Origin of the sequence: Dyadobacter sandarakinus, assembly GCF_016894445.1 — a bacterium.
Taxonomy (GTDB): domain Bacteria; phylum Bacteroidota; class Bacteroidia; order Cytophagales; family Spirosomataceae; genus Dyadobacter; species Dyadobacter sandarakinus.
Genome location: NZ_CP056775.1, coordinates 4,943,221 through 4,967,383 on the forward strand (window position 1 = coordinate 4,943,221; position 24,163 = coordinate 4,967,383).

A 24,163-nucleotide genomic window follows, 5' to 3' on the forward strand; every position below is an offset into this window, starting at 1 on the left:
GTATATAGATTGCGCCTTATTCTAAGCATGCTCATTCATTTCGTTGAAGACCTCTCGTGCAAATTTGTCTGCATTTCGTTCCGAAATTAATGATACTGTTATATTATTTGACTGTATAGTCAATTTGTCACTAATAAAATCACTCAATTCCCCATGCCTCTTTGGAATCGAGGTAAGCAACGTAACATCAATCTTCTCCTCAGCCGTTGCCAATTCCGCCAACTTCCCCGACCACTTATAAACCTTACTCCTAATATTCTCAACATTCTGCAAATCAAATGAGACTGGCAGATAACAATGCCAAATCTCATTCTTCCAAGCTTTGTCGAACTGAAAATTGTCATACTTAGTCTCGACTTCGTATTCAGTTAACTTCGCTGTGATTCCGTATTCATCGAAATACTTTTTGTATTTCTTTTTCCAAACATCTGCGTCGCTGGTTGCTGACTCGTCGGTTTCACTTTGCCATTTGGTGACTAGCAATCTGTAAAGGTCCGCTAGTGATTTGTTGAAGTCCAGGTCGATGCCTTTTTTTACTTCGGTTAATGTGAGTGAGCTGTCGTCGTTTGGGAGGATTGTTCTTGTAATTTCTGCTAAGTCTTCTGGCGCGGGAAAGAGGCCGAAGAATTGCGGTTTTGCTCTGGCGATCTCTTTTTCGAAATGGCGGAGGGATTTTAGAATTGCTTTTCCATTTGCGCCGGGGAAAAATGATGTGATTCTTCCGTATTTGGTGATCACTTTGCAATTTAGATACTGACGCTCAGGCGAATAGACGATCACGCCGACGTTGATGAATTCGCCGGTGACACGGTCGTGAAGATATCTGATGACTTGATATTGATACTTTTTCATGCCAAAATTGCCTGTGCCAGTTGTTGCGCAAAGATAGTTCTATTCTCAACGATCAACGCAAGATGGTTTTTGATTGTTGTCAAGTCGTCGGAACGCCAGTTCGCCGGCAGTAGTTCAGCGGCTTTTGTCCAAAAATGATCGTCCAGTTGCGTAAAGCGTTCTATGAAGTCTGTGATGTGAATTTGTGTTCCTTGCAGTTTCGGATAGAGAAAATGATTTCGTAGCATTTTCAGTTCCCAATCTCCGAGCTCCCAAGGTCTGGGATTTCGGGTAAAGGATAATATCATCAGAAAGTCAAATGCAAGCTCGTGATCGAAGACAAATAGATTGTTTTCGGCCAATACGAGGTTTGGCTTTTCCAGTCTTCGGTCGCCATTTGAAATAAACAAATCAAAAGATGTAACTTTTTCTGCCTGCGATGATTGAATGTTCGTAAGGCAGTTTTTACCAATGATTTGAGTTGTCCCAGGAACATATCGGGTGCCGAAGTTGACGCCAACGCTTTCTATAAATCTTTGATAGCATTGATTTCCGCGAAGCGTTTCCACAAAATCGGTACTCACTTCAATGTACACCGGCTCGAATGCATTTAGTTGGAGTTCCAGGGCAATCCACGCGCCCAGGCATTCTTTCATGACAGCCTGAGGGTAAATTCTGGGATGACCGAATGGTTTTATTACATAACTGTCGCGGTCCCCGCTTTCGGCGTCCATAGCCCAAATCAGCATTGGTTCGGTCGTCCCACTTGAAAAGACGTCGTGCCATTCAGTGGCGTGGACAGTTTTAATCTGATAGTTTTCGTCTGTGATTTTCGGCATTCATTAGCTGGTTGAGGGTTTTGCTACTGAAAGTTGAATTAGACTTGGAGTTACTAGTTTGATTTAAGCCGATTATCTAACGGTAAAACAAGACTGTGAGTTTGTGCAATCTGAATCCAAAATGGGAATAGTAATATGCCTTTTTGAAAAGTTTTTTAAATTTTTTTTACCCTCCCAAAATGTACACGAAATTATAATTGTTTAGCATTTTGTGTAAAACAATTAGCGTATTACGTCATACTTTTCATTTTCAACCATTTGTAAAACAGCTTCTTACAAATCCTCCCATTTTCATTTCCACTTTTTTCTGTGTTAATATTGCCTAGCAAAACTTACAAACTATGACACACGAAAAAAATTCTTCTTCGCCTTCGGAAAGGCAGTTGACAGTTTATAGCAAATATGTGCCGCGGGCTTGGTATCGGTATGTGGTGATGCCGGAGATCAGGCTTTGCGGGAAGTGGCTGCTGGATGCCGGTTTTGCGTGTGGGGATGAGGTGACGGTGCGGTGTTTTGGGAATAAATTAGAGATTACGCTCAATCCGGTGCCGGAGCCGGAACCTGCGCCGGTTCGGAAAAGGCGGTCGCGGCGGAGTGAGGTGCTTTCTTAGGATTCGCTATTTCAGCTTTTTGCGGAGCCAGGCCCGGGTGGGTTCGTCGTAAAATTTCAAACTGATGTACGCCAGCACGATCGCGCCGGAGAAGGTGAGCAGGGCGGCGGGGAAGGCTTCGGATAATGTGATGCCTTTGTGGCGGCTTACCCAGGCGACGTAGAAATAGACGAGCACGTAATGTGTCATGTATAAAGGATAGGAAAGGTCGCCGAGGAATTTGCAGATTTTGGCTTCGGCCGGGCTGCGCGCCACGCCGCCGGCACCGAGGTAGACGATAGCCGGGAAGACGATGATGATGCAAAATGCTTCGTACAAACCATTGAGCCAGAGGCGATCTGCGCCGCCGATGCGGGGCATGAGCAAAACGGCCGCCACGAGGAGGCTGCACCAAAGAAAGGCATTCGGGATACGGACGGGCCGGGCGACGCGGGAGAGGAGCAGGCCGACGAAAAACGGGAATATCGTCCGCGTGATGCCGACGCGCATGTGTTCGGCATTCAATGTCCAGCCGCCGGTGACGTCACCGTTCGGGTTCGTGACGGCGAAATGCAAAAGCACCGCGCCGGCCAGGGCGACGAAAACGGCCAATGCTCGGTTGGATAACTTCCTCAGGCCGACGGCGTAGAGGATGTTGGCGATGTATTCGAAAAAGAGCGACCAGCCGACGCTGTTGAGCGGGTGCATTTCGAACCAGCCGCGGATATCCATCGAAAGCGGGACGGGCAGGAGCGTCCACCCGATGAGCATCACGACGAGCAGCTTCCAGAGGGGCACGGTGTGAATGAGGGGCCAGATGGGGGAGTCGGTGTAATAAAAGCCGATGGCGCCGAGCGTCATGCCGAGCACGACAAGTGGTTGCAGCCGCTCGAACCGCCGCCGGAGAAAAGCGCCGACGGTGAGTTTGTCCCAGCGGTCGTCGTATGCGTAGCCGATGACGTAGCCGGAGAGGAGGAAGAAGAAGTCGACGGCGAGGTAGCCGTGGTTTATTACGTTTTCTAGCCGGCTGGCGGCTAAGGGTTCGGTGAGGTGGAAGCAGACTACTATTATGGCGGCTATGCCGCGTAAGCCGTCTAGGGTTTGGTAGTGGGGTTTGGTTGGGAGGGTGGTGTTGTTATTATTATTCATGGTTGGTGAGCTAGCTCGTGCTTCGACTCCGCTCAGCATGACAAAGGTGAGATGGGAGCTGGGTTACTTGCTCAAACTATCGTTGTTTCCCTCATTTGTCAACGTGAACTAGCCCTCTTTTGTCACCCTGAGCGGAGTCGAAGGGCGAGCTAGCTCACCAAGTTTATTTTTGTCTATTTAAAAAGGCGTTGCTTATTGCTCAAAGTGCTTTTTGGCTGCCGCATCTGCCCTTCGACTCCGCTCAGGGTGACAAAGGTAGGAGTGCTCAGGGTGATAAAAAAGGTGGGTTAGAAAGCATATCGAATCTGGCAATAAGGCAATTGCGTCTTCACAGCCTCCACCAACTCCCCAACAATCTCCCTCTTAATATTATTCTTATACCGCACATTCCTTTGCCCGGACTGGCTGTACTTCACCTGCTGAATGTCCGGCCGCCAGAGGACCTCTTCGGCTTTGGGGTGCCAGGCTAGGTTTACTTCGTGGAGGCGGTCGTTGTGGGTGAGGAAGATGATTTCGGTGGCGAGCTGGGCTTTGGTTTGTTCGTCGAGGACCTGGTTCATTTCCTCGAAAAGCGCGTACCAGTCGTCAAGCCAGCCTTCGTAATATATCACCGGCGCGAAACTAACATTGACCTCATAACCAGCCTCGCGGAATTCGTTCATGACGGCGATGCGCTCGCTGATGGGCGTGGTGCGGACGTCGACGAGCCTGGACATTTGATGCGGCATGAGGCTGAACCGGATACGTGTTTTGCGCTGCGGATCGTAGCTGAGCATTTCTCGGTTGACGAACTTGGTAGCGAAAGTCAGCTTGGCATTGGGCAGCGTTTTGTAAAGGTCGATCATGTCTTTCACATTATTACAAATGGCCGCATCGGCTGAGCAATCGCCATTTTCGCCGATTTCATACACCCAATATTTCGGGTCGATGGCGTCTGGCTCGGCTTTGACGCCCTGCTTGGCGGCGTGGCGGCTGAGGTAGCCCATGATCTGCTCGATGTTCACAAAAATGGAAATGGGATTGGCATAACCTTTCCGCCGCGGCACGTAGCAATACGAGCACGACATGGTGCAACCATTGGACTGCGAAGGCGCCACCCAATGCGAGCTGCGGGTATTGGGCCGGCAAGTCAGGCCTTTTTTGGCACCGAGGATAAGTACATTCTTTTTGTTCCAAAGCCAGTCATCGACGGATCCTTCGAAGCCAAAAAGCTCGGGGATTTTCCAGTGGGAATCGACTTCAATGCGTTCGGCGTCGGGGTATTTGGCCAGGATCTCGCGCCCGCGCTCGTAGGTCGGGACGGAGGGTTCCATGTAGATCTGGTGGATGGTGAGGAGGTCGGTGATGGTTTTTTGATGAAGCATGGTTGTAGTGTTTTGGGGTGGTTGTATTAAAAGTTTGCCATGGTGGTCATTGGTGGTCATTTGTAGTCAGGTGTGGTCAGGTGTTGTTTGGAGTTGTCTCACCTTTGTCACCCTGAGCGCAGTCGAAGGGCAGGTGCGGCAACTATAAAGTACTTTCTTTCAAGCGCCTTGCTTCGACCGCCGTGCGGCCCGGCGCGTTCAGCACGACAAAGCTGTTTGTAGAAAGAAAAATAGTATTTACATTTACATAATTAATTATGTAATTACCTATGAAAATATTTAAGCGTACGGGCAAAATGGCGCTTGGAAGCCGCCTACGGATGCTGACTGCAAAATTTACGGACGACGCAGCGGCGATTTATCGGCTTTACAACATTGATATGCAGCCGAAATGGTTTCCTGTGTTCTATGTGTTGTCCGAGCGGGATGATGTGACGATTACGGAGATTGCGATGGAGATTGGGCATTCGCAGCCTTCGGTGAGCAAGATTGTGCGGGAAATGGCGGCGAATGGTTTGGTGGTTGAGAACAAAGATTCAGCCGACGGGCGGCGGAATGTGGTGCAGCTTTCGGCCACCGGGAAAGAGATCATTGAGAAAATTCAGAATCAATACCAGGATGTGAATAATGCGGTGGAAGCGCTATCGGCGGAGGCGAACTATGATCTCTGGAAAGCAATTGAGGAGTGGGAGTTTTTGCTCGATCAAAAATCGCTTTTCGAGCGGGTGCGTGAAACACGGAAGCGGCGGGAGAGCAGCTTTGTGGAAATTGTGCCTTATGAGGCGAAGTACCAGTCTGCTTTTCGTGAGCTGAACGTAGCGTGGATTTCAAAATACTTCAAAATGGAGGGGGCTGATTACAAATCACTGGATTACCCGCAATCGTATATACTGGATCGTGGCGGCCAAATCCTGGTTGCATTGTACCGCGGCGAGCCGGTGGGCGTTTGTGCATTAATTAAAATGGATGACCCGGAATATGATTTCGAGCTGGCTAAAATGGCTGTTTCGCCCAAAGCACAGGGGCAGAATATCGGCTGGCTGCTGGGCAATGCAGCCATTGAAAAAGCAAAGTCGCTGGACGCAAATGCACTTTATTTAGAAAGTAATACGATTCTGAAACCTGCGATTAACTTGTATCATAAATTGGGATTCAGGAAAGTGACGGGTCGGCCAACACCTTATGAACGAGCCAATATTCAGATGGAGCTTCGGTTGCATTAGGTTTAATCTTGAAAAAGGTACTTTATGAAAAGCAAATACAACCTGAACTGGCTAATCCAGCAGGAAAGGAACGGAGCCGCATTGAAATACCTGCTCTTCTGGTCGCATATCCGGCGGCATGGTGAAGAAATTGGTAAATATTGTTTCAGTCAGTGGTTTGAGCTGCCTTTTGCAGTGGATGGCGTGACTTACCTTACGTCTGAGCATTGGATGATGGCAGCAAAAGCACAGTTGTTTGGCGACCTGAAAACGTACGAACAAATCATCCGGGCAGAAAAGCCGGGAGCTGCAAAGGAACTGGGACGACTTGTAATGCATTTCGATGAGAAAGTTTGGGAAAGGGAGCGGTTCCGGATTGTAGTCGAGGGAAATGTTCAAAAGTTCGGGCAAAATCCTGCCTATGCTGATTTTCTTGTAAAAACCGGAAACAGAATTCTCGTGGAAGCCAGTCCCCGCGATCCGGTATGGGGAATTGGGCTGGCCGAAGACGACGAAAATGCCCGTGATCCTGAACGTTGGCCCGGACTGAACCTGCTGGGATTTGCGCTGATGGAAGCCAGGGATATTTTGAGAAATCAGTGAGGGTTCTGAGCTCAGTGCGGTTTAGGAGGATACTGAAAAATCACCTCAAACCTTTCTTCAATATTCCGTTGGAAGTTCGCGGCAATCCTTGCCCAATCCAGCAAGTCTACAAGAATGGGAATGTTGCTTTCACGAATTTTGTCTTTTAATTCAAAGAAAACATCGGCGTCTAATTTTGACAAATCTTCGCTGCGAATAACCAGGTCCAGGTCGCTGCCATCATGCGCGGAGCCATTGACCCGGCTTCCATACGCCCAAACTTCTATCGGTACATTTACCGAGGCGAAAATTTCCTGTAATGCCTGAAAGTCTTTTGGTGGATGATCATAAAGTAATATTAATTTCTTATTTCAGTATCTTATTTTACAATTGATGCAGTTGTAACATCTTGCAATCGTTATTAAAATCGGCCTGATTGACCAATTTAATTTCTGGACTTACCAGTTTGCATTTTTATGTAAAACATAGTTGCATGGTTAAGCTATTCTGTTCTAATATCTCTCAACGACATTGATACTCCCACTTCATTTGTATAGTATCCGAGCCCATAATGCGTATCGCGGAAATTGGATAGTTGGAATCATTGTATTGATAGACAATTTTATAAGGCACCCACCCTACCGGCCGTGGATTGGCTAAGTCGACAATATTTCCCAACTCGGAAAAATCCTCATTAAATGGCAGCAGATTCAATGCTTTCCACTGAGCAGATCCCTTGGGACTTTTCTTACCATCATATTTGGTTATTGTATCAACATATTCAAACCGGATAATAGGTTCGTCAGCATAGTTCTCGACCTGAGAATTTATTTTTTTAGTGACGGTTAAATTTTGAACATCAACTAAATATTTGTTATTAGCAATGTGCTGAATTTCTTCCTTTATTGCCTTTTTATCCCAGAAGTTATTTTCTAAATTATATATTTCAAGAACGGATTCCATAAACTTTTCAAAGTTAGGATTGTAATATTTCTCAAGATGATGGATGCCTCCCGGAACCCACGTACTTTGCATTAAATGGTTGTCAGCTGAATATTCAAAAAATATGTGATTGGTATTCAGCGGTACATCCCGGACATAGTCAATTCCTATTGATTTCAAACGGTTTTGTGCATCATATGTAAATTTCGCATCCTTAAAAGTGAGATAGTTTGTTCTTTGTATCCGCCCTTTTGTATCGTATTCAATATCCACGTGATAATTTGATTCTATCTTAATACTATCCAATAACGCTCTGGAATTATAAAAATAGTTTTCCTCATACCAGTCGTTCTCACGCCCAATAATATACGTTTTTACCAGGCAAGCTTCCGTACCTTGCGGCTCTGGTTCCTCGTTAATGTTGTTTTTGCAGGAAAAGAACAGGATAGATATGGTAATGCCAAGTAAAATTTTTAAGTGCATTTGAGTCAGCCAGAGGATATGGGTTAATAAACATGTAAAGATAATTCGAAAAAAAAATCTTTTTCCTTAACATCTCTAAACCGGTGCGGATAACTGTTTAAACAATCTTTGAACCTGACTTTCAGTAAGCAACCAGCACTAACACGCACCTTCGTGATGCTAACTGCTTTCTAGACGTAATTGACGCCAACAAAGGTCGTCAAGGCATACTGCCGGGATGCAAAGGCGATTGCAATGATGAAATCACGTTGCTGGTGAAATTGCGAGATTCAGCAAATGAAAGTTTAATTGATTGTCGCAATCCACCCGCTTCAATGTCGTTTTCTCCGCCCGTGTGCTGGTAAAATCAGGGCTAGATTTGCATTGTCAAAACAGTGCAAACCTTTAAACAGCAACATCATGCGACGCATTATCATCAATGAGCATCTGAGTTTGGACGGTGTGATACAAGGCCCCGGCGGACCGGAGGAAGATACTACCGGCGGCTTTGAGCTGGGCGGATGGTCTCCGGAGTATGCGGATGAAATAACCGGACAGTCCATCATGGAAACCATTCATGAGCCTTATGACCTGCTTCTCGGTCGTTTTACGTACAAAATATGGGACGAATACTGGCCTTTCCAGACTGGCTCGGTAGCGGAAAAGTTTAATAATATTACCAAATACGTAGCCACAAAAACGCTGCAGGAAACCAGCTGGGAAAATACTGTGCTACTGAATGGTGATGTGATTGAACAGGTGAAAGCCCTCAAAGCATCCGATGGAATGGATCTTCATCTCTGGGGCAGCGGCAACTTTGTTCAGGCACTACTGCAAAATGGCCTGATCGACCGGATGAATATCTGGCTTTACCCGGTGATTTTAGGAAAAGGAAAAAGGCTGTTTCTGGACGGGGCAGTGCCCGGCAGCTTCCGGGTTACCAGGCATGCGGTTACACCTACCGGCGTGGCGATCCTTTCGTATGAGGCAGATGGTAATATTAAAATCGGGCAGGCAAGTGCCTGAGCAGACACTTATGCCTGGATGCCAGCCCACTTCAAAATGGCCGGTCCCCAATAGTAGAGCGTGAAATAATACGTGCCGACACCCAGAAAGCCCGTCGCACAAAGAAGCAATATAGAGGTAAAAATTTTTAATGAGGGCGCCGCGCGGAAAGTGCGGGCTCTGACCAGTGCTTCCACAACCAGCAGATTAGGAATGTAAAAGAAAAAAGCCATGATCTGGTCAAACGGACCGCGAAAACCTTTGGCGTGCCCGAGACCATTGGTGAGCATGATCCAGAACCCGTAATCCATCCTGTACAACCATGATCCAATGGCCAGGGCATAAAGCCGGAGTGCCCAGAGCCGATGCGCTTCGGTATTTCTTTTTACGGCATGACGGTATGTCTGCACGGCGGAAAGTCCCATCAAAATACCGTACAAGCCAAATCCGATATTCATTACCGTGCCGCCGATGGTACCGGTAACTACAATGAAAATCAGGCCGCCGACTGATGCAAACAGGCAGGCCGTGATGTAAATGCGCCCGATCCACCGATGCGCAGCCGGAAACCGCAAACGAACCGAGTCAATCAGCTGGATGCTGCCTAAAATGAGAATGATGCCGCCTGCAGCAAAGTGCATACCGATCCCGGTAGTAGCAGTGGCTGCATTGGTTTGATAAAGTTTTGGCAACACACCATTCCACCGCTGCATATCGCCCTGGTAAAGCGCAGCGGCATAAAAAGCCAGAATGTAAAGCCCGAATAAGCTGGCACTTGTCCATACAGTAACGGTCAGTATGCGGCTCGACCATTCCAGCATGCGAAAGCTCACCCTTTGCAGCATGGATTGCTGGGTGGATGCCGTAATGTTATCGCTTAGCATTTCGGTTTTCATAAAGGCAATTATTGAGTAAGTATTTTCAGAAAAAAATAAGGGTACTTCCGGTAAGTTTTTACCAAAAATAACCTCATTTTAAATCAATATCACACCACTTTTTACCCGTATTTAAATCATTAATCCTGGTTTGAATCTGTGGTCGATCCGTGATTTGTGTCTGTAATCAGGGCTGGTTTCTTTTTTGAAAACAAACCGAGGATTTTGTTTTTTAAACCACCAAAAAGAGTGACCAGTGCAAAAAGGATCAGCTTAATGTATTTGAGTGCAAATGCCAGGATACCCACCTTTGCAAGTACCTTACCAGCTACCAATCCACCGATGGTATACGCCGCAACCTGGTCTACATCGGGATTGAAATCCTGGTACCGGCTGCCTTGTTTGAATTCGGCAATGTGAATAATATCGGGAATGTGTGTTTTTATATCTCCCAGTTGGCTTAATTCACCCACGGCATTCAAGCTGAGCACACCTTTGCGTCCGAGAATGCGCACATCATAATTCAGCGTAGTGTCGGCAGCCTGACCAAACCGCATTGATTTTGCCCAATGCAGAATATTATTTTGTTTATCGTAAAAAGGTTTTGCAGCCCAGCCCGTCATGTGAACCGGCTCGTAGCCAGCCTCGGTCCGGGCTGTATTTTCCTCCTCCTCACTGGCCTGCATTTCCTCCATCATTTCGTCATAATCAATGTCTTCTGCATCTTCATCCTTGACAAATCCCGAATTTTCATAGCTGACAACAAAGGCCCAGGCTGCGGGATCTGCAATGGAATAGTCGTCCTTCACGATCATTCCCAGTACATCGTCGCGGCGCGGATTTCCCCAATAATCAAAGATGACATATTCGGCATCGGGCCTGGTCATAAACTTATAGCCGGCAGGCACACGAAGCTTTACATCGGTATTCACATCAACTTGCCCGGTCTGATACCGGATCGCTTTATCGCGGTCAAGTATCTTCTGGAATTGCGCTGATTCTTCGGCGGATAATGAATCGGTATGCTGTGAAAAAGAAGGCAGGCTGAAAGCCAGGACACAGAAGAGCAGTAAAAACTTTTTCATTGAATAGATTTGGGGGAGGTTAAATTTCTATCCAAATTACAAACATTGTCACTCTGTGTTGACAGTTGAATTCAAGCTGACAGGAGTATTTATTTAACGGTAAAAAGTATAAAGTCCTGAAACATTCAACTGTCCTGCTACGCAAATTTCATCCCGAAACATTTCCTGAACGATCATTCACATCCGGTATTATGAAGTACTTTACCCGACGATCCGTCCTGTTGCTGTTATCCATTTGTTTGAGCTGGAATGCGGATGCCCAGCAATTACTGGGTTTTCACTCCGAATCGGCCCGGAAACAATTAAGTCTCGAAGCTGCATTTGACAAACAATTACAGGCAAAAAACCTGAATGAATGGATGAAGCTGATGACCGCCTATCCCCACCAGGTCGGTTCGGCTTACGGTTTAAAGAATGCATTATTTATCAAAGACAAACTCGCATCCTGGGGATTCGAGGCTAAGATCGATACGGTACAAGTGCTTTTTCCCACACCCAAAGTCCGTATTGTTGAACTGACGGAACCTACCAAATTCAAAGCTGCTTTACTCGAAAAGTCATTCAGGGAAGACGCTACTTCCTCCCAGACCAAAGACGTGCTGCCGCCCTACCACGCCTACTCTGCCAGGGGCGATGTGACAGCTGAGCTGGTTTTTGTGAACTATGGAATTCCCGCGGATTATGACGAACTCGAAAAGCTCGGCATTGATGTAAAAGGGAAGATTGTGATTGCCAAATACGGTAACTCGTGGCGTGGCATCAAACCAAAAGTAGCTTACGAAAAAGGTGCGATCGGCTGCATTATTTATTCCGACCCGAAAGAAGACGGGTACTTCCAGGGCGATGTTTATCCGAAAGGTCCCTACAAAAATGAAACAGGTGCGCAGCGCGGTTCGGTCGTGGATCTGCCCCAGGCGCCAGGTGACCCGCTGAGCAATGGTTTTTATGCCGCGGGCGACAAAAAGCGGCTGACGGTGGAGGAAGCTCCGGCCATGATGAAAATTCCGGTTCTGCCGGTTTCCTATGCCGATGCCCTGCCGCTGCTCAAAGCATTGGGTGGCCAGGTGGCGCCTGCCAGCTGGCGCGGTGCATTGCCAATCACTTACCACATCGGCCCGGGTCCCGCGAAAGTGCATCTCAAACTTGATTTCAATTTCGATATCGTGCCCTGCTACAATGTGATCGGCACGATCAGGGGCAGCGACTTCCCCGATCAATGGATTTTGCGCGGCAATCACCATGATGCCTGGGTTTTTGGTGCAGCCGACCCGGTGAGCGGCGCCGTAGCGGAAATGGAAGAGGCGAGGGCGATCGGCGAGCTGCTGAAAACGGGCTGGAAGCCAAAGAGGAGCATTGTGTATTGCTTCTGGGACGGAGAGGAGCCGGGCTTGCTGGGATCGACCGAGTGGGTGGAAAAGTATGAAAGCGATTTGAAAGAAAAGGCGGTGGTTTATGTCAATTCCGATGGAAACGGACGTGGGTACCTGGGGGCTGCGGGCTCACATACGCTGGAAAAATTTATCAATCAGGTCGGGCGCGACGTCATGGACCCGGAAAAAGGCACGAGCGTGCTGGAAAGATTGCGTTCAAAAATGATTGTGGAAGGTAAAGCTGAGGCGCGCTCCCGGGCCGACCTCCGCATTGGTGCACTGGGTTCCGGTTCAGACTATACGCCGTTCATTCAGCACCTCGGTATTGCTTCGCTCAACCTGGGTTTTGGGGGCGAAGATGAGGGCGGTGACTACCACACGATCTTTGATTCCTACGATGATTTCGTCCGGTTTAAAGACGCTGACTTTGCCTATGGGATTGCACTGTCAAAAACTGCCGGCCGCACCATCCTGCGCTTTGCCAATGCAGATATCCTGCCTTTCGAATTCGGCAATTTTTCCAATACCGTAAATGGGTATGCAACCGAAGTGAAAAAGCTGCTCGAAACCACCCGTACTTCGGCGGAGGAGCATAACAGATTGCTGTCAGAGGGCCGCTTTGAAGCCGTAGCCGATCCGAAAGAGGCCAGGCAAATGATCAAACCCATGCCGGTTGCTCCTTATCTGAATTTTGCGCCCCTTGAAAATGCATTGATCGGGTTACAGGAAAGTGCAGATGCCTACACCAGAGCAATTGCTGATCCGGGCAATATTTCAGCGGGTACAATCGCGCAGGTGAATCAAATCATTTATAAAACCGAAAGATTTCTAATCAATGAAAAAGGTTTGCCCAAACGTCCGTGGTATCGTCATCAGATTTACGCGCCCGGCTTTTATACGGGTTATGGCGTAAAAACATTGCCAATGATCCGCGAGGCAATTGAACAAAAGAACTGGCGTGAAGCCGAAGAAGGAATTATGCGGGTTTCGGAAGTTTTGCAGCAGTTCAGTGCTGAGATAAACAAAGCAATTGTACTTTTGAAGTAATACTATTTATACAAACCACAACTCAAACGAAACGCTTAACAAATGTTTAAAAGTTTAAAGTACGCTTTATTAATTGCCATTGGTCTTGCCGGATGTACGCTTGAAGATCACGTTGTGCCGGATCAGACAGAACAAACTTTGCGGCGTCAGATTGAACAGAGGTTGGAATCATATAGCGGCCTGGCATTTCGCGAGCTGCCGGTAAAAATATATGAGGCAAACTTTGATAGCCGCAATACACAATACAGGATGATCTCAGACCTTGAAAAGATTTTATCAATTTCATATAAAACAGCAGAAAGTGTCCCGCAGCAGGTTGTTGATAAAATAGATAATGCAAGTGTTGCAGGAGGGGTTTATTCAGAACAGTGGCGCGATTCAACCAATCAGTTTAACAATAATCTGCGGGTTGATTACACGCTTCAGGGAAAGTTTTACTCTTTGATAAACGGAATGTCCAACGGATCGGAATTTACGTATCTCACCGGCCGGTACGAAGCTACCTATCAGCTGGATAAATTATCAAATCTGCCGCAAAAAGCGCAGGATTTTATCAATGAAAGAGCTGTTCCGAATTCCGAGGAAGTACTTAGCCTGTCTCTTAATGCATCATTCAAAAATGCGATCATTAACAATAATGAGCTGAAATTTGTAAACGCTCAGGTATATCATCTCCCAGGTGGTAAAAGGCAGTATGAAACCAGGGTGTCTTATTATGGAGCAACGGTGCTGTCTATCTTTTTTGACGAATCCGGAGAAATCCTATGGGTAGCTTCATTCGACAAATTGAAGAAGTTCATCAAAACAATGGACCTTGCAGATAACCCGCAACTGGCATACTCCAATTTTTCACCAGATGATATTGCAGAATTCGAAGCCTACTTTGCAGCTGATCCTTTGTATGATGATTTCTATTTTGATAACAGTCCTGCCAACTGGAAATCCGACTATGAAGGTGTTGTCGGATACGAACTGGTTTTGAAAAATAAATCCAATAGTGAGCAATGGTATTTCAGATTTGACGGAAATAAGAAAGTAGTGACAAGCTCCTTTAATTTCTGATCTCTGAGGTCACCAACATAGCCGATCCAAATTACCGGCAAAACTAAAAGGGCAGCTGAGCGTTTTTATATTTATCCGCTTTCAGCTGCTCTTTCATGTTTGTAAAGCTTTCAATAGGCCCCTGGGCCGAAAGCGAATTCACAAGCCAGGCCGGGATCACACCTCCCGGATCAACCTGCAAAGTATATTGTACCTGCGTGTTTTTCGCATCTGCCGGGGTAAGTGTCCAGGTACCTGTGGATTGGGTGATCCGCACGATGCCTTTCCTGACGGGAACCCAACCCGGAACCGCCGGTGCATCCACCGTCACGATTCTGGTCGCAGGATCCAGTGATACGCGTATACGTGCCACAAAATCGCGGTTTTCGAGTGGCCAGGGCAAACTCACTTCGGAATAGTAATACAGTTCGGAAGGAGAAATCTTGCGGACGAGCTTGCAGGATTTGGTATGTGATACCCACTTTGTAGCCGCATCCAGATCCATCAGCAAGGCAACAATCTGCGCCACGGATCCGGGCATCGTGCATTTAACCTGAAGTGCCTTTATTTTTGAATCCGGTACTGCTCTGGAATAAACCCGGATGCCTTGTTTTTCGATAACAAACTTCCATTCGCCACCCGGCTGCGCCATGCATACAGGACTTGAAGTAAGTATTTGTATTAAAATGCTTATCCAGAGCAGCATTGTAAAGCAGCCGGATCTGACTGCTATCGGCTGACGTGTGAATTTTCTTTTCAAAGCAATAAGGAACACTCATGGAAGTAAGCCCGGGTGACAGGCAGCCCGGGCTTGCTTCTATTTTATTGTATACCAGTCTCTCAGGCGCACGTCTACCGACTTGCTGCCCGCATTTACCAGTTTCTTGAACTCAGCCGTGTCACTCAGGCCGTCGGTGCCGCGGTAGTGATACGGATACACGATTTTCGGCTTAAAATCCAGCACGGCCGAAGCTGCCTCCTTGACATCCATCGTATAAGGCAGGTTCATGCAGACAAACGCAACGTCAATGCCTTTCAAAGAGCGCATTTCAGGAATCCCGGCCGTGTCGCCGCTCAGGTAAACCGTCTTTCCGCCCATTTTAAGCACATAACCATTCCCGCGGCCTTTGGTATGCTTGGCATCGGCAGATTCGGGCAGGTTGTACATCGGTACGCCTGTGATGGATATTCCCATTTTTTCAATGGTCTGTCCATTGGCAACCACCGTCGTTTTTGCTTTCAGTGCGTCTGACATTTTATCTGCCACTGCCTGCGGCGCCACGATAACTACATGGGTCAGGTCGAGGCCATCCATTGTTTTTGTATCAAAATGGTCAGGGTGAATGTCTGTGATCAGGATCAGGTCGGGCTTGGCGATACCCTCAAACGTTTTCGGTCCCTGGTACGGGTCCGCATAGATCGTCTTGCCGTTCCAGGTCAGAGCAAGGGTTGCATGGTTAAGCGGCTGGATGCGCAGCGGCCCTTTTGAGGTGGAAATGTCATCGGGTTTGGGCAGCTGGGCAAAGCAGCATGCAGCCACGAGCAGCAACAGGAGTGTGAATGCAGATTTCATTTTTTCGTTGATTAAGATTTGATGAGCATATTGTTTGTGCAATTTATTGATCTGGCGGTACCTGTATGCAACTTTCCGGTTATTTATCTTCTCCGGGCCATCGAATACTTGTCGCATCCGGCCCCTTAAAGAGTCTCTTTTACACCGCCTTTAATTTGTAAAGAGCTGCTAAACTTGCATTTAAAAGCCGGGTCCCGACAAACCCCTGCATCAGAGATTTCAGAACAGCTATTTTACATCAAACCAGCACGACAATGAAAAATGACATTTATCCCTGTTTGTGGTTCAATGGGCAGGCGCGGGAAGCGGCAGAGTACTATTGTGGTATTTTCAAAAATGCCCGTATACTCGATTCAAACCCGATTGTGACCACCTTTGAAGCCAATGGAAACCGGTTTATGTGCCTCAATGGAGGGCCGGAGTTCCGGTTCAGCGAGTCCGTCTCCTTTGTGGTCAGCTGCGACTCGCAGGAAGAAATCGATTACTACTGGGATGCACTCACTGCCGATGGCGGGCAGGAGTCTCAATGCGGCTGGCTGAAAGATAAGTTCGGGCTTTCCTGGCAGATCATCCCTGCAATGCTCGGCTCGCTCATGTCGGATCCGGAAAAAGGCCGGCGTGTGATGGAGAAGCTGCTCAAAATGAAAAAGCTCGAACTGCCGGTATTACAGAGTGCATAGGGGAAAGCAGTGTGTTATAAAACAAAAAACGGTTCTGAGATCTCAGAACCGTTTTTTGTTTTATTCCTGGGTGTGAATTTCCAGGAGCATTTCGTCTGTAATATTATTTTTCGTCTTGAAATCTGCGAGCGTCTCTGTGAAGGAGGTCTGAAGGCTTTCAACCTGTTCCAGATTTTTATAAACGCCGTCATAAATCTCTCCCAGCGACTTATCCAGGTTCTGGACATTCACATTCATATTCTCAGTTTCGATCTGGCCTATTTTCTTGATCACGGCCGTTTCGCTATTTTTCAAATCTTCAATTTCACGGAGTATTTTCTCCATGCTTCTAAACTTTTCAATCTTGTCCATAAGTTTTAGTTTGAGTTTATGGTAAAGGAGAAAATATCATACCAGCAAGCAGCTATCTTTTTTATTTTGTAATGAAAATCAATGCGTTTCCCCTCCATATTTTTGTTTTGCTGTCTCTGTTTGCCACGCCTGCACCTGCACAGGACGATGAGCAGGTAACCCGCTGGAAAGGCTTTGAAAAGGTGACCTTTACCTTCCGGGACCGTGCCGCCTGGTACGTCAGGCCAGCCCATGCGAAGGAAGGAAATCCCTGGGTATGGCGTGCACACTTCCCCGACTGGCATACCGAGATGGACAGCATTTTGCTGACGCGTGGCTTCCACATTGCCTATGTGAATACCAATGACATGTTTGCCCACCCCGCGGCCATGCAGGTGTGGGATGCATTTTATGATTTTCTGGTAAAAGAAAAACATTTTTCGCCCAGGGTCGCGCTGGAAGGCGTGAGTCGCGGAGGCCTTTATGTATATGGCTGGGCCAAAAGAAATCCGGATAAGGTAAGCTGCATTTATGCCGAAGCCCCCGTATGTGATCCCAGAAGCTGGCCTGGCGGCAAAGGTAAAGGACCAGGTTCGGAGAGTGACTGGCAAAGCTGGCTCCGCCTGTTCGGCAAAAAGGAGGCAGAGGCGGCTGCATTTACCGACATTCCGTTAAACGATCTGGAAGGACTTGCTGCATTCAAAGTACCCGTACTGCATGTGCTCGGACTGGACGATCAGCTGGTTCCTCCTTCCGAAAACAGCGACCTGCTGATTCAAAATTACCTGCGCGCAGGCGGACCGGTAAGTGTATATCCGATGACCCGCGGCCCGCAGACCTTACAGGGTCATCACTTCCCGATTGAACACCCCGCCCGGTTTGCAAACTTTATAGAACAGCATAGCTTTCCGGTATCCAGGCCGCTGGATCGTACAGCTTACATACAACCTAATGCGGGCCTGGGAAATGCATTTGAAAAGTTCAGAAAAGAGAAAAAAGGGACTGTGGCATTTCTGGGCGGATCGATCACGCATAATCCCGGGTGGCGCAACAAGGTTATGCAGTACTTGCAGGAGCATTTTCCGGATACTGAATTTAATTTTATTGCCGCTGGAATTCCCTCCCTGGGCAGTACCCCGCATGCATTCCGGTTTGAGAAAGATGTGCTCGCAAAAGGTATCCCCGACCTGCTTTTTCTGGAAGCTGCCGTGAATGACCGTACCAATGGCTTTTCCGAAAAAGCGCAGGTACGTGCCCTGGAAGGTATATTGAGGCATTTGTATAAAAAAAATCCCAAGGCAAATGCCATTCTGATGGCTTTCGCTGATCCGGATAAGAATGCGGACTTTGCGGCTGGCAGGGTGCCCCGGGAAGTAGCCGTGCATGAGCAGGTAGCCCGGCATTATGGGGCCGCATTTATCAACCTCGCCAGAGAAACTTACGATCGCATCCAGGCAGGAGAATTTACATGGGAATACGATTTCAAAGACCTGCATCCCTCACCTTTCGGACAGGAAATCTATGCACAAACGATTAAGGAATTGCTGAAAATGGAACCTGCACCTTCCAATATGCCAGCCAAGCTTCCCGCACTCCTGGATCCTTTTTCATACGAAAACGGTCGCTATCATTCCGTTAGTGAAGCGAAAAAGCTGGACAGGTTCTCGGTGGTAAATGCGTGGCATCCCCGCGATTCGACGGGTACCCGCCCGGGGTTTGTGGATGTACCCGTGCTTGCCGGGGAAGATGCAGGAGCCGCGTTTGATTTTACATTTAGCGGAAGAGGCGTGGGGATCGCGATTGTATCGGGTCTGGACGCAGGCAGTATTACATTTTCAGTGGATGGTAAAAAGCCGCAGCACCTCGACCTTTTCACAACATGGAGCCCGCAGCTGCACCTGCCCTGGTACCTTATGCTCAACGATCAGCTGCCGCCCGGCAAGCACCGCCTTCATGTCACGATTGATCGCAAAGCCAATGCGAAAAGCACGGGAACAGCCTGCCGGATTGTTTACTTTCTGGTAAATGAGTGAATGATATTACCAGCTTTTACTTAAATTGAATGAAAATAAAAGACTAATCATAAGTCAAAGCGATTTGAAATCAAACCTGCATGCATTGATCGACAGTATTGATAATCCTGCGGTTTTGCAGGCTTACCTGATTCTTTTGTCCAGGGAAGCCAGATCAAATGATGACTTTTGGGATGCGCTCGACGCTGATGCAAAAGCATCTATCCAGGAGGGTATAGCAAATTTTCACGATGGAAAGCATGTTGATTTTTTTGATTACATGAAGTCAACGCATGGCATTGATCGTTAGGCTGACTGATCAGGCACGCGCTGACATCGAGCATATTGCCGAATACCTTTCCAGTCACTGGTCCGAAAAACAAAAATGGATTTTCTGGCACGGTTAACCGGACAAATTGATCTGATTAGTCGTATGCCCTACCTCTATCGGGTTTCTGCTAAACAGCCTAATGTAAGAGAATGTATACTCAACAAGCATACAATCATCTATTATCAGGTTGTAAATGACGAAAAGGTAGTGATACTAACCATTCGGAATACCAGGCGGGCTAATAGTTAAGAGCAGCAAGAATTAATGTTCCGTTCCTTGGCTTAACGTGCCTTTGCCGAACAAGTAAATAATGCAGCTTTCCGCTACCCTCAACTCGCCGACAGCTCCCGTGATCTTTTCTGTGCTGCCAGGATGCCCTGTTCCAGGGTTTCACCCATCTTGCCGCTGCCAAATTCCCGCAATGCGGCCTCGGTGGTTCCTCCTTTGGACGCTACCGCTTTAATCAGTTCGTCCAGTGATTTATCGGCTGTATTGATCAGGTGATAGGAACCCAGCATGGTCTGTTTAACCAGCAGTGCCGCCACAGCTTCGTCAAAGCCCATTTGTTTTCCGGCTTCAATCATGGCTTTTACCACGTAAAAGAAGTAAGCCGGCCCGCTGCCGCTCAATGCAGTGACCGCATTCAGCTGCTCCTCATCTTCCAGGAAAACAGAGCGGCCCGTGGCATTGATCAGGTTTTCAATTTTACGTAAAGCATTGATGTCGACCTCCGGAGAAGCCGAGTAGGCCGTAATGCCCATGCCGAGCATAGCGGGCGTATTGGGCATTGCCCGGATCACCGGCTTGTGCGTCAGGGCAGTTTGTATGTTCTGGATCGTGACGCCGGCCATGATTGAAAGGATTACCTGGTGCGGCCGGACAACCTCCGCCAGCGGCACCGCCACCGACTGAAAATCCTGGGGTTTCACAGAAAGTATGATCAGGTCGTACTCGCTGATCTGCGGACCGATCACGCCGGTGATCACACCGGGGCGAAAGCTCTTGAGCCCGTCCAGCCGGTCATCGCTTTTTTCGACCAGCAGGAAATCTTCATTTTTTACCAGATCAAATTTGAGAAAGGCACGCGCAAATGCCATTCCCATGTTGCCGCAGCCGATAATTGCAATTTTCATTTCGCAGGTTAACCAATGGAGTTTAAGGTACAGGCGAATTACGCAAACTTTCAGGGAATTATTCAGCAGGTTTTTCTAAATACAGGTGGAATGAAATATGCAGGTGCCATATTTGACATGAAAAGGTTTCTCAACCGGCCACTACTTTGCTGCAATCCTTTGTTTCTGTAAGAAGAATATTTTGCAGAGAACAATTATAGCAAGCATAAATTTTGAAAGCTTGTACGAATACTGTTTTTTAGATTCAGGTAAAATTCGTACTGCCAAATTATCCTATCATAAAGCAATACTCCAACTATGGCTATAAAAGTTGCTATTTCGCATAAAACCAAGTACAAGTTTGACCGGAGTGTTTCGCTGTCGCCCCATATTTTCAGGCTGCGGCCTGCGCCCCATTCCAGGACGCCTATCGAAGGGTACTCGCTGAAAATAAAGCCTGAAAATCATTTCATTAACTGGCAGCAGGATCCATTTGGAAATTACCAGGCGCGGGTAGTGTTTCCCGAAAAGACAACCGAGCTCAGCATTGATGTAGAGGTGATCGCCAAGCTGCAGGTCATTAATCCCTTCGACTTTTTTGTGGAGGATTATGCCGATATGTTCCCGTTTGATTACGATGCGGGGCTGAAAAAAGAACTGGGCCCCTACCTGGAACCGCGGGAAGCTGGTCCGAAGCTGATGAACTGGGTCAGCAGCATGAAGATGGCCAGGTCCATGAAGACGGTTGATTTCCTGGTTCATCTCAATCGGGAGCTGTACAATGCGATCCGCTACAATATCAGGATGGAAGCCGGTGTACAAACCTGTGAAGACACGCTCAACATCCAAAGCGGTTCCTGCCGCGACTCGGCCTGGCTGCTCGTACAAATCCTGAGGCACCTGGGCATTGCGGCCCGGTTTGTGTCGGGGTACCTGGTGCAGCTTACTTCGGATATCAAGTCGCTCGACGGTCCTTCCGGCCCTGAGGAAGACTTTACGGATCTGCACGCCTGGACGGAAGCCTATGTGCCGGGAGCGGGCTGGATCGGGCTCGATCCTACTTCGGGACTTTTTGCGAGTGAGGGGCACATTCCTCTTTGCTGCACACCCGATTATGCGAGCGCAGCACCGGTTTCGGGCGCTACCGACATTTGCGAAGTGACTTTTGAGTTTGATAACCGCGTTTTCAGGATACATGAAGATCCGCGCGTCACTAAACCGTATACCGAGGAGCAATGGGCTACGGTCATGCAGGTAGGAGAGGATGTGGAGCGCGACCTGCAGGAAAATGACGTGAGGCTCACCATGGGCGGAGAGCCCACATTTATCTCCATCGACGACTATGAATCGCCGGAATGGAATACTGCAGCCGACGGACCTCTGAAGCGGCAGCTGGCGTACGATCTTTCACTTCGCCTCAAAAAACGGTTTGCCCATGGCGGCCTGCTGCATTTTGGTCAGGGTAAATGGTACCCGGGCGAAGCTTTCCCGCGCTGGCAGTATGCATTGTACTGGAGAAACGACGGTGTGCCCATGTGGCGGAATGACGAGCTGGTAGCTAAAGAAGCGCAAACGAAATATAGCTTTCAGGATGCAGAACGGTTTATGACCGAGCTGACGAGGTTTCTGGGCATTGATCCCAATAATATTACTCCTACCTACGAAGATCCAGTTTACTGGGCTATGGAGGAAGGTAAGCTGCCCGTCAATGTGGATCCATTGAAGGTCAACCTGAAAGATTCAATTGAAAGGAGAACACTGGCCAGACTGCTCGAAAAAGGGCTTAATAATCCCACAGGCTTTGTTTTACCTGTAAAATGGGACGAAAAAAAGCAGCACTGGTCCAGCACGGCTTGGCAGTTCCGGCGTAACCACTGTTTCCTGGTGCCGGGCAACTCTGCCATAGGCTACCGCCTGCCGCTCGACTCACTCCCTGAAATTGCAAAAGAACACCGCGAGCAGCCCGTGGAACGGAGCCCGTTTGAGGACCTGCCTTCCCTGGGCGATTTCCGGGCGGGTGTGCAGGCGAGGTACGGAGCGGTGGCACCAGCTTATGAGCTGCCTCTGAATGTTTTGGAAGGGGGAGAAGAGGAAGAAGGGAGGAAGGAGGAGGGAGTAAAGGAAAACAAATTGTTGTTTGATGTGCCGGTTATCAAAACGGCATTGTGCGTGGAGGAGCGCGATGGTATCCTCTATATTTTTCTCCCGCCTACTGATTACCTGGAATATTACCTGGACCTGATTGCATCCATTGAGGCAACTTCCGAGAAGCTGGGAATGCCCGTACGCATAGAGGGATATCCTGTACCTTCCGACAGCCGCGTACAGAAGCTGATCGTAACGCCAGACCCGGGTGTGATCGAGGTGAACATTCACCCGGCCAAAAACTGGCAGGAGCTGGTCGACAATACCAGTGCATTGTACGAAGAGGCATTCTTTTCAAGACTGGGAACCGATAAGTTCATGGTGGATGGTCGCCACGTAGGTACCGGCGGCGGCAACCATGTGACCATTGGCGGCGCCAAACCTTCGGACAGTCCGATCCTCAGGCGGCCCGACCTGCTGAGGAGCCTGGTAACTTACTGGCAGCACCATCCGGCATTGAGCTACCTGTTTGCGGGGCCATTTATCGGGCCCACCAGCCAGGCTCCGCGCATTGACGAAGGCCGGGATGAAAAGTTATACGAGGTAGAAATCGCATTTGAACAGATCCCGGAAGACGGAGAAGTGCCTTTCTGGATGGTGGACCGCATTTTCAGGAACTTGCTGGTGGATATTACCGGCAATACCCACCGTTCCGAATTTTGCATGGACAAGCTTTATTCTCCCGATTCATCGTCGGGCAGACTGGGGATACTGGAATTCCGAGCATTCGATATGCCGCCGCACAAGCATATGAACCTGGTGCAGACACTGCTGGTGCGTGCGCTGATTGCCAAGTTCTGGAAGCAGCCTTACAAGCACAAGCTGATCCGCTGGGGAACTGAGCTGCACGACCGTTTCCTGCTGCCGCATTTTGCTTATATGGATATGGTGGATGTTGTCAATGACCTGAAAGAGGCCGGCTACCATTTTGATATCTCCTGGTTTGATCCCTTTTTCGAGTTCCGCTTTCCGCATTATGGAGGGATCAAAGTGGATAATATTGAACTGGAAATCAGGCTGGGCATTGAGCCCTGGCATGTGCTCGGTGAGGAGCTTTCCAACTCGGGTACTGCGCGGTTTGTGGATTCGTCACTGGAAAGGATACAGGTAAAAGTGAGTGGTTTTGTAGAAGGCCGCCATATCCTGGTTTGTAATGGATGCCGGGTTCCGCTTCGCTCCGCGGGTATCAAGGGAGGTTTTGTGGCCGGAGTACGCTACAAAGCCTGGAATCCGCCCTCGGCTTTGCATCCCACGATCGGGGCGGATGCTCCGCTGACCTTTGACATTGTAGATACGTGGAACAACCGGATCCTGGGCGGATGTACTTACTTTGTTTCCCACCCGGGCGGACGCAGCTTTGATACGCATCCTGTTAATAGCTTTGAAGCAGAGTCCAGGAAAATCGCCCTTTTCCAGGGATTCGGGCATACGCCTTCTGCCCGGCAGGAGGTGCCGATTCTTGAAAAGAATACCGGTAGCGTGTCGCGGTTTGTAGCCGAAACCAAAAAGGATATGAAGAGCGATACGCCCATTGAGCTCATTGATCCCGAGTATCCGAATACTTTGGATTTGCGTAAATTCTGGAAATCGAAATAA

Annotated in this window: 23 protein-coding genes; 11 read left to right on the plus strand and 12 right to left on the minus strand. The window is 48.3% G+C overall.

Going from position 1 to position 24,163, the window contains the following annotated elements:
• Positions 1–21: 21 nt before the first annotated feature.
• Together HWI92_RS20310 and HWI92_RS20315 are read right to left on the minus strand one after the other, a co-directional pair.
• Positions 22–852, minus strand: a complete 831-nt coding sequence (locus HWI92_RS20310; RefSeq protein WP_204658683.1) for a DUF3037 domain-containing protein — start codon at positions 850–852, stop codon at positions 22–24.
• Positions 849–1,670 (minus strand): HipA family kinase, encoded by an 822-nt coding sequence (locus tag HWI92_RS20315; RefSeq protein ID WP_204658685.1) that lies wholly within the window; start codon positions 1,668–1,670, stop codon positions 849–851. The genes HWI92_RS20310 and HWI92_RS20315 overlap by 4 nt, the downstream gene beginning before the upstream one ends.
• 341 nt (positions 1,671–2,011) lie before the next feature.
• Between HWI92_RS20315 and HWI92_RS20320 the strand changes: the two genes are divergently transcribed.
• The gene (locus HWI92_RS20320) at positions 2,012–2,281 is read left to right on the plus strand and encodes a SymE family type I addiction module toxin (RefSeq protein ID WP_204658687.1); all 270 of its coding nucleotides are present in this window, start codon (positions 2,012–2,014) and stop codon (positions 2,279–2,281) included.
• A gap of 6 nt (positions 2,282–2,287) precedes the next feature.
• Here HWI92_RS20320 and HWI92_RS20325 read toward each other — a convergent pair whose 3' ends face one another.
• Both HWI92_RS20325 and HWI92_RS20330 read right to left on the minus strand, forming a co-directional pair.
• A complete protein-coding gene (locus tag HWI92_RS20325) occupies positions 2,288–3,409 on the minus strand; it encodes an acyltransferase family protein (RefSeq protein ID WP_204658689.1) in 1,122 nt (373 codons plus the stop codon).
• 287 nt (positions 3,410–3,696) lie between these two features.
• The gene (locus tag HWI92_RS20330; RefSeq protein ID WP_204658691.1) at positions 3,697–4,773 is read right to left on the minus strand and encodes a spore photoproduct lyase family protein; all 1,077 of its coding nucleotides are present in this window, start codon (positions 4,771–4,773) and stop codon (positions 3,697–3,699) included.
• 269 nt (positions 4,774–5,042) lie between these two features.
• Here HWI92_RS20330 and HWI92_RS20335 point away from each other — a divergent pair, with 269 nt between their 5' ends.
• Entirely contained in the window at positions 5,043–5,996 is a 954-nt protein-coding gene (locus HWI92_RS20335; RefSeq protein WP_229248389.1) for a bifunctional helix-turn-helix transcriptional regulator/GNAT family N-acetyltransferase, read from the plus strand.
• Positions 5,997–6,020: 24 nt separating this feature from the next.
• A complete protein-coding gene (gene ybiA, locus HWI92_RS20340; RefSeq protein WP_204658693.1) occupies positions 6,021–6,578 on the plus strand; it encodes a riboflavin biosynthesis intermediates N-glycosidase in 558 nt (185 codons plus the stop codon).
• Positions 6,579–6,589: 11 nt separating this feature from the next.
• Here the strand turns inward: ybiA and HWI92_RS25665 are convergent, their stop codons facing one another.
• Together HWI92_RS25665 and HWI92_RS20350 are read right to left on the minus strand one after the other, a co-directional pair.
• Positions 6,590–6,916, minus strand: a complete 327-nt coding sequence (locus HWI92_RS25665; protein WP_204664736.1) for a nucleotidyltransferase family protein — start codon at positions 6,914–6,916, stop codon at positions 6,590–6,592.
• Positions 6,917–7,079: 163 nt separating this feature from the next.
• On the minus strand, positions 7,080–7,982 hold the full coding sequence (locus HWI92_RS20350) for a hypothetical protein (protein ID WP_204658695.1): 903 nt from the start codon (positions 7,980–7,982) through the stop codon (positions 7,080–7,082).
• A 399-nt stretch (positions 7,983–8,381) separates the two neighbouring features.
• Between HWI92_RS20350 and HWI92_RS20355 the strand changes: the two genes are divergently transcribed.
• Complete coding sequence (locus HWI92_RS20355) at positions 8,382–8,987, plus strand: dihydrofolate reductase family protein (protein ID WP_204658697.1); 606 nt, start codon at positions 8,382–8,384, stop codon at positions 8,985–8,987.
• 8 nt (positions 8,988–8,995) lie between these two features.
• Here HWI92_RS20355 and HWI92_RS20360 read toward each other — a convergent pair whose 3' ends face one another.
• Both HWI92_RS20360 and HWI92_RS20365 read right to left on the minus strand, forming a co-directional pair.
• Positions 8,996–9,862 carry a DUF2306 domain-containing protein gene (locus HWI92_RS20360; protein WP_204658699.1) on the minus strand — a complete coding sequence of 289 codons (867 nt, stop codon included), beginning with the start codon at positions 9,860–9,862 and terminating at the stop codon, positions 8,996–8,998.
• Positions 9,863–9,981: 119 nt separating this feature from the next.
• A complete protein-coding gene (locus HWI92_RS20365) occupies positions 9,982–10,926 on the minus strand; it encodes a DUF2167 domain-containing protein (protein WP_204658701.1) in 945 nt (314 codons plus the stop codon).
• A 191-nt stretch (positions 10,927–11,117) separates the two neighbouring features.
• Between HWI92_RS20365 and HWI92_RS20370 the strand changes: the two genes are divergently transcribed.
• On the plus strand, positions 11,118–13,343 hold the full coding sequence (locus HWI92_RS20370) for a transferrin receptor-like dimerization domain-containing protein (protein WP_204658703.1): 2,226 nt from the start codon (positions 11,118–11,120) through the stop codon (positions 13,341–13,343).
• A 42-nt stretch (positions 13,344–13,385) separates the two neighbouring features.
• Positions 13,386–14,405 (plus strand): hypothetical protein, encoded by a 1,020-nt coding sequence (locus HWI92_RS20375; protein ID WP_204658705.1) that lies wholly within the window; start codon positions 13,386–13,388, stop codon positions 14,403–14,405.
• A 43-nt stretch (positions 14,406–14,448) separates the two neighbouring features.
• Here HWI92_RS20375 and HWI92_RS20380 read toward each other — a convergent pair whose 3' ends face one another.
• Both HWI92_RS20380 and HWI92_RS20385 read right to left on the minus strand, forming a co-directional pair.
• Positions 14,449–15,090, minus strand: coding sequence for an START domain-containing protein (locus HWI92_RS20380; RefSeq protein WP_229248391.1), 642 nt, complete (start codon positions 15,088–15,090; stop codon positions 14,449–14,451).
• Positions 15,091–15,201: 111 nt separating this feature from the next.
• Positions 15,202–15,957, minus strand: a complete 756-nt coding sequence (locus tag HWI92_RS20385; protein WP_204658707.1) for an MBL fold metallo-hydrolase — start codon at positions 15,955–15,957, stop codon at positions 15,202–15,204.
• A gap of 254 nt (positions 15,958–16,211) precedes the next feature.
• On the opposite strand from HWI92_RS20385, the gene HWI92_RS20390 reads away from it, so the two are divergent.
• Positions 16,212–16,637: a VOC family protein gene (locus HWI92_RS20390; RefSeq protein WP_204658709.1), complete on the plus strand. Its 426-nt coding sequence runs from the start codon at positions 16,212–16,214 to the stop codon at positions 16,635–16,637.
• 60 nt (positions 16,638–16,697) lie between these two features.
• On the opposite strand, the gene HWI92_RS20395 is transcribed toward HWI92_RS20390, so the two are convergent.
• Positions 16,698–16,988, minus strand: a complete 291-nt coding sequence (locus HWI92_RS20395; RefSeq protein WP_204658711.1) for a hypothetical protein — start codon at positions 16,986–16,988, stop codon at positions 16,698–16,700.
• Positions 16,989–17,059: 71 nt separating this feature from the next.
• Between HWI92_RS20395 and HWI92_RS20400 the strand changes: the two genes are divergently transcribed.
• The 3 genes from HWI92_RS20400 (at position 17,060) to HWI92_RS25670 (ending at position 19,559) form a co-directional block, all read left to right on the plus strand.
• On the plus strand, positions 17,060–19,000 hold the full coding sequence (locus tag HWI92_RS20400; RefSeq protein WP_204658713.1) for an SGNH/GDSL hydrolase family protein: 1,941 nt from the start codon (positions 17,060–17,062) through the stop codon (positions 18,998–19,000).
• 64 nt (positions 19,001–19,064) lie between these two features.
• A complete protein-coding gene (locus tag HWI92_RS20405; protein ID WP_204658715.1) occupies positions 19,065–19,289 on the plus strand; it encodes a hypothetical protein in 225 nt (74 codons plus the stop codon).
• 75 nt (positions 19,290–19,364) lie between these two features.
• Positions 19,365–19,559 (plus strand): type II toxin-antitoxin system RelE/ParE family toxin, encoded by a 195-nt coding sequence (locus tag HWI92_RS25670; RefSeq protein WP_204658717.1) that lies wholly within the window; start codon positions 19,365–19,367, stop codon positions 19,557–19,559.
• Between the two features lie 80 nt (positions 19,560–19,639).
• On the opposite strand, the gene proC is transcribed toward HWI92_RS25670, so the two are convergent.
• Positions 19,640–20,443, minus strand: a complete 804-nt coding sequence (proC, locus tag HWI92_RS20415) for a pyrroline-5-carboxylate reductase (RefSeq protein WP_204658719.1) — start codon at positions 20,441–20,443, stop codon at positions 19,640–19,642.
• Between the two features lie 297 nt (positions 20,444–20,740).
• Here proC and HWI92_RS20420 point away from each other — a divergent pair, with 297 nt between their 5' ends.
• Entirely contained in the window at positions 20,741–24,163 is a 3,423-nt protein-coding gene (locus HWI92_RS20420; protein ID WP_204658721.1) for a transglutaminase family protein, read from the plus strand.